13 protein-coding genes are annotated in these 13,737 nt (G+C 34.6%); 8 read left to right on the top strand and 5 right to left on the bottom strand.

What is annotated here, in order from left to right; genetic code table 11:
- Positions 1–123: 123 nt before the first annotated feature.
- On the bottom strand, positions 124–888 hold the full coding sequence (gene proC / locus FD33_RS06685) for a pyrroline-5-carboxylate reductase (RefSeq protein ID WP_025085534.1): 765 nt from the start codon (positions 886–888) through the stop codon (positions 124–126).
- A 139-nt stretch (positions 889–1,027) separates the two neighbouring features.
- Here proC and FD33_RS06680 point away from each other — a divergent pair, with 139 nt between their 5' ends.
- Complete coding sequence (locus FD33_RS06680; RefSeq protein WP_025085533.1) at positions 1,028–1,741, top strand: DUF975 family protein; 714 nt, start codon at positions 1,028–1,030, stop codon at positions 1,739–1,741.
- A 53-nt stretch (positions 1,742–1,794) separates the two neighbouring features.
- Here the strand turns inward: FD33_RS06680 and FD33_RS06675 are convergent, their stop codons facing one another.
- Entirely contained in the window at positions 1,795–2,553 is a 759-nt protein-coding gene (locus tag FD33_RS06675) for a MerR family transcriptional regulator (protein WP_025085532.1), read from the bottom strand.
- Between the two features lie 135 nt (positions 2,554–2,688).
- On the opposite strand from FD33_RS06675, the gene thiD reads away from it, so the two are divergent.
- Together thiD and FD33_RS06665 are read left to right on the top strand one after the other, a co-directional pair.
- Positions 2,689–3,498, top strand: coding sequence for a bifunctional hydroxymethylpyrimidine kinase/phosphomethylpyrimidine kinase (thiD, locus tag FD33_RS06670; RefSeq protein WP_025085531.1), 810 nt, complete (start codon positions 2,689–2,691; stop codon positions 3,496–3,498).
- Positions 3,499–3,527: 29 nt separating this feature from the next.
- The gene (locus tag FD33_RS06665; RefSeq protein WP_025085530.1) at positions 3,528–4,574 is read left to right on the top strand and encodes a polyadenylate binding domain-containing protein; all 1,047 of its coding nucleotides are present in this window, start codon (positions 3,528–3,530) and stop codon (positions 4,572–4,574) included.
- Between the two features lie 42 nt (positions 4,575–4,616).
- On the opposite strand, the gene FD33_RS06660 is transcribed toward FD33_RS06665, so the two are convergent.
- Positions 4,617–5,345: a DUF554 domain-containing protein gene (locus FD33_RS06660; RefSeq protein WP_025085529.1), complete on the bottom strand. Its 729-nt coding sequence runs from the start codon at positions 5,343–5,345 to the stop codon at positions 4,617–4,619.
- A gap of 122 nt (positions 5,346–5,467) precedes the next feature.
- On the opposite strand from FD33_RS06660, the gene FD33_RS06655 reads away from it, so the two are divergent.
- The gene (locus FD33_RS06655; RefSeq protein WP_025085528.1) at positions 5,468–6,367 is read left to right on the top strand and encodes a LysR family transcriptional regulator; all 900 of its coding nucleotides are present in this window, start codon (positions 5,468–5,470) and stop codon (positions 6,365–6,367) included.
- Positions 6,368–6,405: 38 nt separating this feature from the next.
- Here the strand turns inward: FD33_RS06655 and FD33_RS06650 are convergent, their stop codons facing one another.
- Complete coding sequence (locus tag FD33_RS06650; RefSeq protein ID WP_025085527.1) at positions 6,406–6,930, bottom strand: helix-turn-helix domain-containing protein; 525 nt, start codon at positions 6,928–6,930, stop codon at positions 6,406–6,408.
- A gap of 376 nt (positions 6,931–7,306) precedes the next feature.
- Between FD33_RS06650 and FD33_RS06645 the strand changes: the two genes are divergently transcribed.
- Genes FD33_RS06645 through cydC form a run of 4 tightly spaced genes read left to right on the top strand, consistent with a single transcriptional unit; the run spans position 7,307 to position 13,228 of the window.
- Positions 7,307–8,749, top strand: coding sequence for a cytochrome ubiquinol oxidase subunit I (locus FD33_RS06645; protein ID WP_025085526.1), 1,443 nt, complete (start codon positions 7,307–7,309; stop codon positions 8,747–8,749).
- Positions 8,746–9,759: a cytochrome d ubiquinol oxidase subunit II gene (gene cydB, locus FD33_RS06640; RefSeq protein WP_056955858.1), complete on the top strand. Its 1,014-nt coding sequence runs from the start codon at positions 8,746–8,748 to the stop codon at positions 9,757–9,759. The genes FD33_RS06645 and cydB overlap by 4 nt, the downstream gene beginning before the upstream one ends.
- Positions 9,759–11,492 carry a thiol reductant ABC exporter subunit CydD gene (cydD, locus tag FD33_RS06635; protein WP_025085525.1) on the top strand — a complete coding sequence of 578 codons (1,734 nt, stop codon included), beginning with the start codon at positions 9,759–9,761 and terminating at the stop codon, positions 11,490–11,492. The genes cydB and cydD overlap by 1 nt, the downstream gene beginning before the upstream one ends.
- Positions 11,489–13,228, top strand: coding sequence for a thiol reductant ABC exporter subunit CydC (gene cydC / locus FD33_RS06630; RefSeq protein ID WP_025085524.1), 1,740 nt, complete (start codon positions 11,489–11,491; stop codon positions 13,226–13,228). Before cydD ends, cydC begins: the two co-directional genes overlap by 4 nt.
- A 180-nt stretch (positions 13,229–13,408) precedes the next feature.
- Here the strand turns inward: cydC and FD33_RS06625 are convergent, their stop codons facing one another.
- Positions 13,409–13,735, bottom strand: coding sequence for a bacteriocin immunity protein (locus FD33_RS06625; RefSeq protein WP_025085523.1), 327 nt, complete (start codon positions 13,733–13,735; stop codon positions 13,409–13,411).
- Positions 13,736–13,737: the final 2 nt, after the last annotated feature.

The following is a 13,737-nucleotide window of genomic DNA, read 5'->3' as shown; positions in this document are numbered from 1 at the left end:
GAGTTCTTTTTTATTTTCTTCTTACTCGTTGCACTTCAATTGTAAATTCGTCCTATAAAAAAATCCGACTTAACTAGAGGCCGCGAATACAGCCAAGTCAATCGGATTTTTTATTATTTATAACTATTCTTCAGCTGCATCAACAGCCTTGATCACGGCATTTCTAAAGCCATATTCTTCTAACGCAGCCACACCACGTATTGTTGAACCACCCGGTGAAGTAACTTCATCTTTCAAAGCAGAAACATTTAATTCTGATTGTTTAGCTAGCTTGCTGGCACCAATGGCCATCCCAATAGCAGCATCATAAGCTAACTTACGATTTAAACCGTGCTTTACTCCTGCATCACTCAAAGCTTCGATAAAGACATCTAAGAAAGCTGGTGAACAGCCGGCAACTGTTCCAAGAATTCCTAATTGATTTTCAGGAACTTCAACTAGTTGACCTGTATATCCCATGATCGAAGCAATTTTCTTCTTGTCAGCATCTTCAAAATCACTTGAGTAGGTAATTCCTGTGAATCCAGCTCCAACTTTAACTGGTGTATTAGGAATAGCATGTGCCACCTTGGCATCGCCCAAAACTTGTTTTAAATGAGAAATTGTTGCACTTCCAGTAAAAGCTACAATCAATTTTCCCGCTACGATCTCCTTTAGTTCTTTCAAAACACCGTCCAAAGCATTTGCCCCGACAGCGATGAAAATAACATCTGTATCTTCTAATTGTTTAACCTTTTTGACTACTTGAAATCCTAATTGTTCACCTAAAAGATTGGCATGATTAGAATGGCCACCTTTAACAATTATTTCGTCTGCGTTAAAACCATTTTTAACAAGACCCGTTATAACGGCTCCACCGATACTACCAGCTCCAATAAATCCAATCATAAAATCTTCTCCTTTGTACGGTATATTGATTTCATTATAAACGAAAATGATTTTGAATTAGTAATAATATCCATTCTTAATTAGTTTCGATTTTTTCATAATTAATGTATGATTAATTTTTTAGGAGGGTATAAAAATTATGCAAAGGTATAAAACAAGATATGAATTAAAAACCGAAGTAAAATCTCTTTTACAAGGTAATTGGACCAGAGCTATTCAACTTTATCTAATTCCGGTTATTGTTATGATATTAAATATCAATGTCAACCGTTCTAACTCAACAGATGCCATGAAAGATGCTATTTATAACAATGGTGGTGCTTTTTCAAGTTTACTATCAACCGGCTTAATCTCTTATATCATTAGTTTAGTTGTTCTATTAATTTCATTGTCCAGTGCTTTCAGAGGACTAGATTGGATTGAAGATCCACAACTAGACTTTCAACCTATCAAAAGTAATTTCACCTACTTCAGAAGCCCTGATTGGTGGAAATTAATTTTAATCTATATTCTAGTAGGTATTTTTACATTCTTATGGACTTTATTATTAGTTATTCCCGGCATTATCAAATGGCTTGCTTATTCACAAACTTATTTTATCTATAAAGACCTCAATGATCGTGGTGAAGCCGATGGTCTTACATTAACTGATTACATTACTCGTAGTCGTCAATTAATGGTTGGTAATAAAGGTCGTTACTTCATGATGCAACTTAGTTTCTTAGGTTGGTGGATTCTAGGTAGTATTACATTAGGTATTGGATTTATTTGGATCTATCCATACTACAAATTGACTATGGCTAACTTCTATCGAGATCTAGTCGATAAAAATGCTGTAAATAATATTGGATAAAAAGAAGAGCAAATCATTTAAAGATTTGCTCTTTTTCTATAACGTCGTTATGATCATTCGGTGTATTTATAAATTACATCCCTAAGAAGTTTTACAACCTCAGTATTAGCCTTATCATCGTAATATTTAGTAAATCTTTCATCCTCTACATACAGATTAACTAGGCCTCGATGCATTTTCTCATTGTATTTAGACCACGTGTACTTCAACCATTGCTTATGTTCTTCAAAAATTTTTCTTGCCAAATCTGAATTCAAATTTGGATGTTTTTTTAATTCAACTAAATCCTGAATCAATTCTGCTTCTAAGTTATTCATAGCTTGATATTTTTTCTCACTCAACTTAACAAATTTATCATTAGCTGCATCAACAACCCTTTTGCCATAGTTCTCACGAATCTCTTGTCCAAATCTTTGTTCGTTTTCACTTATCTTGGTCTGTTTAAAGGCTTCAAACTTCTCATCATCGGTCATTTTCTCTTCTCCTTGAAAATCTTTAATAGTCGCATCGATATTAGTTAGGAGACTTTCCAATTCATCGCGCTTACTTTTTAAAAGTAATTGCTGTTCTTTTAATGCCTGCAACCTTGAAAAATTAGGGTCATTAATTAACTTTTGTATTCGATTCAACGGAAAATCTAGAGCACGATAGAATAGAATTTGTTGTAATTTATTTACGTTTTTTTCATCATAAATTCTATAATTATTTTCATTAACTTCACTAGGTTTTAACAAGCCAATCTGATCATAATATCTTAATGTACGCGTACTCACACCAGCTAGTTCAGCTAATTTTTTTATTGTATATTTCATAAATAAATCTCCTAACAATTTTGATTCTAAGGGATTACGTTACGTCAAGGTCAAGGGAAATGTGATAAATCCTCCTCACAAATTCACGCTTTCTGTTAATATAAAGGAAACAATTAATTAGGTGGGTGATTAACTTTGAATAAATTTATTCAAGTACTAACTATTGCTGGTTCTGACTCTGACGGTAGTGCCGGCGCACAAGCTGATTTAAAAACTTTTATGGCTCGCGGCGTTTACGGTATGTCTGTTTTAACTGCTGCTGTTGCTGGTAACTCTTACGGTATTCACGATAGCGTAAATATGCCAGCTAAGTTTATTAATAGCCAAATCAATGACATCAAAGATGATTTTAAAGTTTCTGCTTTCAAGACAGGTATGCTTTCCGATTCTGAAATTATTCATACTGTTGCCGAAGCCATTAAAGATAAACCTTTTGGTGCTTTCATTCTTGACCCAGTTATCATCACAAAGCACGGCGCTATGTTACTAGAAGCTGAGGCTTACCAAACTTTGATCGATGAGTTGTTCCCATTAGCTGATTTGATTACTCCTAATTTTTACGAGGCTAAAAAGCTTTCTGGATTAGAATTAAATAATAAAGAAGAAATTGTTAAGGCTGCGCATAAATTACGCAATTTGGGACCAAAAAATATTATGATAAAGGGTGAACATAGTGACGACTCCATTAGTGAAGTTGAAGACTACGTTCTACTAGAAGATGGTGAATCTTTCTGGATCTCTGAACCCTTTGTTAAAACTGATCACATTAATGGTACTGGTGATACACTATCATCATGTATCGTGGCTGAAATTGCTAAGGGCAAGAGCATGGAAGATGCTATCAGAATTGCTAAAACATTTACTTACAATGCTATTAAAAATGAAATTGATGTCGGACATAAATATGGTCCTATTAACCATTTTATAAAGGATGATATACAATAGTATTTGTTAGTAAAATCGGAGGTTTCTTTATGGTAAGAATAACAAAAATTTCTGCCGGTATTTTATTGCTTATACTATCTATTATCCTAATGGTTAAATCGGGATTTGAAGGCTTTATTGCTGCTTTAGTTGGTACAGGTGCCATTGGTGGCGCTGCTGGTATTCTGATGGCAATAACTTATATTATCTCGGCTGCAATCTACATTTTAACTAATCGTACATATAGTATGGTTCCTGATATCGTAGGCTTCATCATCCTAATTCTTGGTGGACTAATGGGGCTCTTCAATGCCAACATGCCTGGTGCAGGTTTTCTAAAAATTTGGGCTTGGGTTGGTATTATTATTGGTGCAATCGACTTGATCATTGTTATCGTTGATACAATTCTTCACCCAATTCCTGAAGATGAACCTGAGGATACCAATAATCAGTATGGAAATAATCCATACAATCAAAATCCTATGAATCAAATGAACCCTGAGCAATATAATGCGCAACCGAACAATTTTAATCAACAAAATTATGGTTATAATCCTTATCAAGCTCAAAATAATCAAAACTTCAATCAACAAACTAATCCCAATCAACAATATCAGGGACAATATAACCAACAACTGATGAATCAACCAGGATTTGGTCAACGAGTTCCAAATCAAATGAATCAGAATCCTAATGGAAATTTCAACGGTCGTGGCAATAATTTCCAACAGCCAATGAATAATGGTTATAACAATCAACAACAATTTCCAAATCAACCGATGAATAATAATCAAATGGCTAATAGATCAATGAATCAAAACAGTCAAAATAGTCAACAAGTACAAAATAATTTTGGACAACCTCAAAATCAACAACCTATGAATGGCAATGGTCGTCAATTCAATAATCAAAATTATGCACCTCAGAGTAATCAAAACTTTAACCAACCAAGACCTAACTTACAACAGAGATTTGGTAACCAAAATCAAACTCCAAATGCACAACAGCAACTAGGTCAACCACAAAATCCTTATGGTCAAAATCCAGAAAATAATGGTAACGTTGGTACAAGAAGTCGTAGTAATCGCCATAACTAGAAAAAAACACCAATTCATTAGCTGAATTGGTGTTTTTTTAATTTAATGAATCAATGGCAAAATAATATTAGTCCATAACCACGAGACTGGCATAATAACCACCATAATAGGAATCATATCCGCGGTTGGGAACATTTTAATCTTCGTAATTCGAAAACCACTGGCTAACATCAAAACTCCCCCAGTGGCTTTAAAATCAAGAATCATATCCGGTGTAGTTAATGGAACAATGAAGTTAGCAAGAGAAAATATTATCATTAAAATAATGATTTGCGGAACAGCTATTAATGAAACTACCGCTCCTAAGTTGGCACCAAAAATAACAGCAGCAAAAAAATCAAGAATTGATTTCGATATCAAAATAGTTGCATCTCCGTTAATTCCTTCTGTGAGAGTACCGTAGATTCCTGTACCACTTGCACAAAACAGTACAACCACAGTTACTAATGTTGTTTCAAAAGTTTGTTGATCCATTTCAGATGGTGCGTTGATAAATTTCGAAATAAAATGTTGCATTCCTTGAGCACCACGATTAATAGCTTTTCCTAAATGAAAAATAATCCCCAGACTAGTTCCAAGTATGACCGCAAAAACAACGGCTGCTAAATTTTTCATAGGGGCGATTGCGTAAATTCCCATACAAATCGAACAGAGACTGAAAGTCATATTGAGACCTTCTTTAAAGCTATCCGACATTATTTCACTGCCTAAAGCTCCGGCAATTCCACCGAAAAGAATGGCACATACATTTGTTATAATCCCGATTGGCATAGAAAGACTCCTTGCATTTAATAAAATATAATCACAAGTAAAAGTCTAATAACTGGCAAAACAAAGAGCAATTCTGTTTTAGTGTTAAACTATTCAGAATAATAATAGTTAAGGGGCATATGGTGGATACTAAAAAACTAGCAGTTTTTCTTGATCTGGCAAAGACACAGAACTACAGTCTAACTGCTCAAAGAATGTTTTTATCACAATCAACAATTTCAAAATACATTATGATTCTGGAAAAAGAATGGAAAGTTAAATTGTTTGTGCGAGCCCATCGCCAAATCAAATTAACCCGAGTTGGCAAATTGATTTTACCTAAAGTGAAGGATGTTTTGGAAAAAGAAGCCGAATTGAATCAACTAATTGAAAGTGAAGCTTGGTTAGAAGAACGTCCTTTAGTTATCCAAGGGCTACCTTCTTTATCCCAATATCGAGCATTTCACATCATAACTGACTTTGCCAAACGTTATCCCAAAATAAGATCGCAATTTAGTGAAGAAAACGTTGATAAGTTGGAACATTCACTTGATCAGAAGAACGTCGATATAGTATTTACGAGAATTTTTGACAATGATTTCCCTTCTTATGATGTGATAGTGAATGAACTGGATAGATTTGTAGTACTAGTGCCCCAAAATAGTCATTTAGCAAATCAAAATTACGTTACTCCTGATATGCTAAAAAAAGAATCTCTATTACTATTAAGTAATACCATAAGCAAAAATAATCCTCTTTATACTACCCTCCAAAGTATGCACTTACGTCCCCGTGTTACTTATAACGGTCAAAGAATTGATTTAATCCTTGAAATGCTTAATCAAGGTACAGGAATTTCAATAGTAATGAATAAGTCATTCGATCTTACCGGTTTTGATAACATTAAGGTCATACCACTTGTGCCTAAAATCAATAGTCAGCTAGTATTTATGAAACAACACGATAACGATTCCAAAATTGTCGAGTTATTTTGGAAATTTGCAACAAACGCCAGTCAATCTTTTATAGATAAAACTTTATAAAAAACAAGAGAATCATGTCTTAGCATGGTTCTCTTTTGTTAGATTCGATATTTCATGATATAACCAACTATTACTGAAGCAACGAATAAAATCGTGAAAATAATCAAGCCTTTCACTTGCTGTTTATTTTGAAATTCCGGTTTCTCGCCTTTTTCATTACTAAGTTCATTGGAAAAATAAAAAATAATTCCCCCATTCAATGCGATACTAACTAAAATCAAACCAGTCGTTAATCCAGATAATTTTCCTAAAAATTTCTGTTGCGATACCACTAAAATTAAAATTATATTCAAAATACTTGGCATCCAAACATATCTTTTTAAAACTGCTAATCGTGTTTTTTTCTCAATATCTTTCACAACATCAGATCCTTCCACTAATAAATTATCTAAAAAAAGGTTATACAATTTGGCAATTCTAATTAAACTCTCAATATCTGGAAAAGTTCTACCCGTTTCCCAATTAGAAATTGTTTTTGGTGAAACTAACAGTTTCTCCGCCAATTGCTCTTGAGTAAAATGGTGTTCTTTTCTTTTTTTTCTCAATATTTGATTTAAGTCCATTATGTTCTCCTTTCTTTTCTTCAAATTATCAAAATTTACTCTGAAATCACATCCAATGCCTTACTAATTGTTCAATTTATTTTAATTAGTTATCGTTATAACGTTGAGTGGCCAAAGCTGACTTCTTTTCGTAAAAAAATCTTGCCAATAATGATGATAAAAACGATTTCAAAGGACTATATTTTAATTAGGATATTATCTTATATATGAATTTTTATTTGAGCAATAATCGTTTGTTAATTTTATATTTATGTCATTGTTTCCAACGATGGAACCGTTTTTTCACAAGCCAAATTGGTTGCTTATAATATTAATTAATCATATGATAAATCTGTATATTAGGGTTCTTATTCTATGTTCTAAGGAGGTTTTTACCATGCTTACTTTGGGTTTAAGCATTGTCTCTTTGGCTCGTTTTCAATTTGCGATGACAACAGTTTTCCATTTCTTCTTCGTTCCATTTTCAATCGGAATGGGGTTTTTAGTCGCTATCATGGAAACTATTTATGCCGTTAAAAAGGACAAAGTTTATTTAGATATGGCAAAGTTCTGGGGGAAAATTTTTCTTCTAAGTTTTGCCGTTGGTATAGTTACCGGTATTATTCAAGAGTTCCAATTCGGTATGAATTGGTCTGAATACTCACGTTTTATGGGTGATGTGTTCGGTGCCCCACTTGCTATTGAAGCTCTTCTTGCTTTCTTCATTGAATCAGTTTTCATCGGAATTTGGATGTTTACTTGGGATCGTTTCAGACCAGGTGTTCATGCATTTATGATTTGGATGACATCTATTGGTACCATGCTTTCTGCTATTTGGATCTTGGCCGCCAACAGTTTCATGCAACATCCTACAGGTTTCAAAATCAATAACGTAACACATCGAATTCAATTAACAGATTTCGGTGCTGTGGTTAGAAATCCTCAACTTTGGAAGGTCTTCCCACACGTTATTTTAGCTGCCTTCATGACTGCCGCTGTAGTTATCGCTGGTATGAGTGCTTGGGGTCTTCTACGTAAGAAGAAAGATGAAAATCACTTCTTCAAGACTTCATTGCGCTTTGGCCTATGGGCTAGTTTAATTTTTGCACTTCTTTCTGCCGGTGCTGGTGATCTTCAAACGCAACAAATTATCAAAGATCAACCAATGAAATTTGCTGCCACTGAAGGTATCTACGAAGATACTAAAGATCCCGCACCTTGGACAATTGTCGAGTTGATCGATGCTAAAGATCATAAGGCAAGTGGCAAGATTGAAGTTCCGGGCGTTTTAAGTATCTTGGCTTATCACAAACTCAGTGGTTCAGTTAAAGGTATGAATTCCATTAACAAAGAACTACATGCTAAATATGACAAGAAATTTGGTAAGGACATGAACTATTTTGTCCCACCTAAGACTTTATTCTGGAGTTTCAGAGTTATGACTGGTATTGATGCCTTGGTTATGCTGATTGCTCTAGTTGGATTGATCTTTTCACGTAAGAAGAAAGACACAATCGAAAATCACAAATGGATGTTAGTTGTTCTTGGTATTGCTATCTGGCTACCATTCATTGGTAACTCTGCCGGTTGGTTTATTACTGAATTTGGTCGTTATCCTTGGATTGTTTATGGACTATTCACAATTGCTCAAGCTGTTTCACCAACTTCAACTGTTGCTAGTCTATTGTTCAGTAATATTGTTTACTTCTTACTATTTACACTCTTGGGTGGCGTTATGGTTTGGTATTGCAGACAAACACTTCATCATGGACCATATTATGAGGAAGTCGATTCCAAGCAAAACGTTGATCCATTTGCAAGGGAGGCTTTTGGAAAATGACTCTAAGTACATTATGGTTCATCATAATCGGACTCCTGTTTTCAATCTTCCTCTTTCTTGAAGGCTTCGACTTTGGTGTTGGAATGTCAACTAGATTCCTAGCTAAAGATGAACAAGAGAGAGCTGCTTTAATGTCAACTATTGGCCCTCATTGGGACGGTAACGAGACTTGGTTAGTAACTGCTGGTGGTGCAATGTTTGCTTCACTACCACTCTGGTACGCAACCTTATTCTCAGGTTATTACATCCTCTTCTTATTAGTCCTAGTAGGTTTAATTCTTCGTGGTGTTTCATTTGAATTCCACAAGCATGCTGAAACTAGAACTGGTAAAAACTTATGGATGTGGGCATTCTTTGCAGGCAGTATCATCCCACCATTCTTCTTATGTATGATTCTTTTAAGTATGGTGCAAGGTGTTCCCATTAATGCTAATGGCGATGCCTTTCCTAAATTCTTCGACGTTGTTAATCTATTATCTGTTGTCGGTGGTGTTGCAGGTGTACTTCTATCACTTGTTCATGGTCTCAACTTCATCAGATTAAGAATCGAAGGACCATTACGTGAACGTGCTCGTAAATTAAATCAAATTTTATATCCTATTCTTTTCTTAGGTGAAGTTGTCTTTGCTGTTCTTGTATTTTTACAAACAGACTTCTTTACCAAGAGATTTGTATCATCTTTTCTTATCACAGCTCTAATTGTTTTGTTCTCACTATTAGGTTACTATGGAGTTCTAAAGGATAGAGAAGGCTGGAGCTTTGTTGGTAGTGGTTTATCACTCAGCATGGTCATCGTCTTATTGTTCAACGGACTATTCCCACGTGTCATGATTGCTACAAATCCAGCACACAGTATATTAATTAAAAATGCCGCTAATTCACAATATACATTAACAATTATGACAATTGTTGCATGTATCTTGGTTCCAATTGTGGCTATATACTTCATCTGGTCGTACTCTCTATTTACAAAGAGAATAAATCCAAGGGAAAATGCGGTGAAATATTAATGATTGATAAGCGTTTATTTCGCTTACCAGGAACAAAAAAACTTCTATTAATGCTTGCAGGATTAACTTTCTTGCAAGCATTTGTTATTTTATTCCAAGGTAAGTATTTAGCAGAAGCATTAGTTAATTCGTGGGAACAAAAATCTTTACAGACCATCATTAATCCGATGATCTTGTTTGCAATTGCTTTTATTTTAAGACACTTTTTTACACTAATTAATACTAAAATTGTTGAAAGCTACGCTAGTAAAACTTCCGAAAATATCCGTTCTCAGTTATTAGACAAAGTTTACGAAGCTGGACCTGAAATGATTTCTGACGAAGGTACTGGCAATTTAGTTACCTCTTCACTTGATGGGATTGATTTAGTCGAAAATTATTTCAAATTGATTTTTACTAAAATGATGAACATGTGTATCATTCCACCTGTTTTGTTAATTTATATTTACATGCAAAATATTGCTTCAGGAATTACTCTAACGATCATTGTTCCTCTAGTAATCCTCTTCATGATTATCCTAGGTTTGGCTGCCCAAGCCAAAGCTGATTCTCAATATAAGCAATATACGATTCTTTCAAATCACTTTTTAGATGCCTTAAGAGGGCTACCAACTCTAAAAATGTTGGGTCTAAGTAAGCGCTATGCTAAAAATATTTACACAGTTAGTGATGAATATCGTCGTCGGACCATGAATACCCTCAGAATTGCCATCTTATCGACTTTTGCTCTCGATTGGTTAACTACATTAGGTATCGCTATTTTGGCCGTTTTCCTTGGTCTAGGACTAATTAATAACAGTTTTCCACTCTTCCCAGCCTTAGTAACTTTGATTTTGGCTCCCGAATATTTTTTACCATTACGGGATTTCTCTGGAGACTATCACGCTACATTGAATGGTAAGAATGCTTTAAATTCTATTTTCGAAATTTTAGAACGTCCAAGCAAATCTGAAAGTACCGAATTGAAGGCTTTTGATTGGAATCAGAATTCACAAGTTGACATTCAAAACTTGCAATTCTCATACAATGGGACCGGTCAAAATGAAGTTAGCCTAGATATTGATAAATTGAGCCTTCATGGTTATCAAAAGATTGGTGTTATCGGTAAATCTGGTTCTGGTAAAACAACTTTAATTCGTACTATTGGTGGTTTTATTGTACCTGAAAAAGCCGACATTAAAATCAACCAGGAAAAAACCGCTAACTTCAAACAAAGCAACTGGCAGAACAAATTAACCTTCTTGCCACAAGATCCTTATTTATTTGCTGGTTCTATTGCTAAAAACATTTCTTTTTACCGTCCTGACGCTTCCCAAAAAGAAATTGAACAAGCCGCTTCAGCTGCTGGTTTAGATGAATTTATCGCTACTCTTAATGATGGATACCAAACACTCATTGGTGAAGGTGGACGTGGTATCTCTGGTGGTCAACAACAACGTATCATGTTGGCTCGTGCTTTCTTAGCCAATGATCGTCACATTTTAATTTTCGACGAACCAACAGCTCATCTGGATATCGAAACTGAATATGCTCTCAAAAAACCAATGGAAAAGCTATTCCAAAATCATTTAGTGATTTTCGCTACTCACCGTCTGCATTGGATCAAAGAAATGGATTATGTCGTCGTTATGGATAATGGAACGATTGCTGAACAGGGCACTCCTAACGAATTAAGTAGTCATAACGGTGCCTATTCACAACTAATCAAGAATATGCGGGGTGATCAACTATGAATTTTTTTAAAACATTCAAACATGACACTTGGGTCAAACCTTATATCAAACAGTACAAAGGACTTTTGATTACTGCTCTTCTCCTAGGACTACTAACGTCCTTTTGTGCTGCGGCTTTAATGTTCACTTCTGGTTATACAATTGATAAAGCTGCTACTCACCCAGTCAATATTCTTTTAATTTACGTACCAATTCTTTTAACAAGAGCTTTTGGTATCGGACGCCCTGTCTTCAAATATATTGAAAGACTAAAAAGTCACAATTGGGTTTTACGAGTTACCTCAGATTTAAGAACTAGACTTTACAAAACTCTTGAAAGTGATGCTTCCTTCTTCAATGAACACCACAAAACAGGTGATATCATGGGGCTCTTGTCCGAAGATATCAGCCACTTACAAAACTTATACTTAAGAACTATTTTTCCCGCTGTTATCGCTTATTTAGTAACAATCATTGCTTCAATTGCTTTAGGAATCTTCAACCCATCCTTTGGATTTTTCGTTTTCTTATTACTATTTGTTGAAGTTTTTCTAGTTCCGCTATTCTCTGTAACAATTGAAAGCGCCAGAAGAGCTTATCAGAAACAAGTTAAAAGTGACCTCTATGTTCAATTGACTGATAATATTATGGGTGTCGATGACTGGATTATTTCTGGTCGTAAAAAAGATTTTCAAAACTTAACCACTAAAAATATCGATGATTTGGATAAATCAAAAAACAAGTCTAAATCTTTCCGACGCAATCGTGACTTTGCCTTACAGTTATTCTTCGTCGCCTTAGCTGTTTGTTTTTTAATCTTTACTAACTTAACGATGACACATAATCAAGAACAGGCTAACTTCGTTTCAGCCGTTGTTTTAGCTATTTTTCCACTATCAGATGCCATTATTCCCGTCAGTCAAGGATTTGAAGAATGGCCACTCTATAAGGATTCCATTCTTCGTTTAAACACACTCAAACCAATTCAAAATCGCTTACCTGAGCAAGTCGATTTAAAGCCAGAAGATTTTCAAGAATTAAAGTTAGATAACGTTAGTTTTGAGTATGACTCTGACTCACCTATTTTAATTAAGAACTTCTCACAAACGATTACCCGTGGCGAGAAGTTAGCTCTCTTAGGCCCTAGTGGTATTGGTAAAACAACCATCTTACAATTGATTCTTGGTGATCTATCTCCTCAAAAAGGCCAAATCACTATCAATGGTATGGACGTTAATAAGATTCAAAAGAACCGAGAAAAAATCTATTCCGTACTAAATCAGAAACCATTTCTATTCAATACTACTTTGATGAATAACGTTCGTTTGGGTAACGAGAATCGCTCTGATGCTGAAGTTAAAAAAGCTTTGGAACGTGTTGGATTAAAAGATTTAGTTGAATCATTACCCGATAAATACAACACCATCGTTGGTGAGAACGGTTCACATTTCTCTGGCGGTGAGCAAGAAAGAATCGCTTTAGCACGTATCTTATTGCAAGACGCTCCAATCGTTTTACTAGATGAACCTACCGTTGGACTAGATCCAATTACCGAAAATGATTTATTAAAGACTATTTTTGAAGTTCTAAAAGGTAAGACCATTATTTGGGTCACACATCATTTACAGGGCGTTAACCATGTTGATCAAATTGTTTTTATCAATAGTAAAGAAATTGAAATGCAAGGTTCACCAAAAGAGCTTTATCAAAATAATCAGCATTTCCGTGATCTTTATCAGATGGATCAAGGATTATAATCGTTATAACGATACACTTTTTTAATGAAAATTTCTAATAAAAAACGACCTCTACTAAGTATTCAAGCTATGCGCACTTGAAGCTTTTAGTAGGGGTCGTTCTTATTTATTCTTTAAATTTACAATGACTATATTTAATAAAACTGGCTCAGCCAAGTTTTATTGTTGTGGAGGACTGGTCTACCAAACAGCACCATTAATAGTTCCAATACCCTTTTGAGACATTGGTTCTCGTGAAAGAGTTCTTAGTTTGTTGATAATATCATTTTGTTCCGTACTAAATTGATATTTCTTTTCTAAAGCCAATTCTTGAATAGTTCCATTCATTTCTCTAATGGCATCAGAGATTTCATTATATTTTTGAGTTGTCTTTTCTGGCTTGTTGATACTGTTATAAGCTGTTTGAATAAGAGCTTTAACCTCATTATTGGATTCAACAGTTTTATTCAGATCTCCTAACAGTCCGTTCACTTGTTCAATTAAAGCCAACTTTTTATCTTGATTCATTA

The organism is Companilactobacillus paralimentarius DSM 13238 = JCM 10415 (genome assembly GCF_001434985.1).
GTDB classification, from domain to species: domain Bacteria; phylum Bacillota; class Bacilli; order Lactobacillales; family Lactobacillaceae; genus Companilactobacillus; species Companilactobacillus paralimentarius.
This window is presented reverse-complemented; position numbering and strand designations above follow the sequence as displayed.

Excerpts from the sequence above, each read along its gene's own strand:
- proC (WP_025085534.1), bottom strand. The coding sequence starts at position 888 with ATGATTGGATTTATTGGAGCTGGTAGTATCGGTGGAGCCGTTATAACG.
- FD33_RS06680 (WP_025085533.1), top strand. The coding sequence starts at position 1,028 with ATGCAAAGGTATAAAACAAGATATGAATTAAAAACCGAAGTAAAATCT.
- FD33_RS06675 (WP_025085532.1), bottom strand. The coding sequence starts at position 2,553 with ATGAAATATACAATAAAAAAATTAGCTGAACTAGCTGGTGTGAGTACG.
- FD33_RS06665 (WP_025085530.1), top strand. The coding sequence starts at position 3,528 with ATGGTAAGAATAACAAAAATTTCTGCCGGTATTTTATTGCTTATACTA.
- FD33_RS06660 (WP_025085529.1), bottom strand. The coding sequence starts at position 5,345 with ATGCCAATCGGGATTATAACAAATGTATGTGCCATTCTTTTCGGTGGA.
- FD33_RS06650 (WP_025085527.1), bottom strand. The coding sequence starts at position 6,930 with ATGGACTTAAATCAAATATTGAGAAAAAAAAGAAAAGAACACCATTTT.
- FD33_RS06645 (WP_025085526.1), top strand. The coding sequence starts at position 7,307 with ATGCTTACTTTGGGTTTAAGCATTGTCTCTTTGGCTCGTTTTCAATTT.
- cydB (WP_056955858.1), top strand. The coding sequence starts at position 8,746 with ATGACTCTAAGTACATTATGGTTCATCATAATCGGACTCCTGTTTTCA.
- cydD (WP_025085525.1), top strand. The coding sequence starts at position 9,759 with ATGATTGATAAGCGTTTATTTCGCTTACCAGGAACAAAAAAACTTCTA.
- cydC (WP_025085524.1), top strand. The coding sequence starts at position 11,489 with ATGAATTTTTTTAAAACATTCAAACATGACACTTGGGTCAAACCTTAT.
- FD33_RS06625 (WP_025085523.1), bottom strand. The coding sequence starts at position 13,735 with ATGAATCAAGATAAAAAGTTGGCTTTAATTGAACAAGTGAACGGACTG.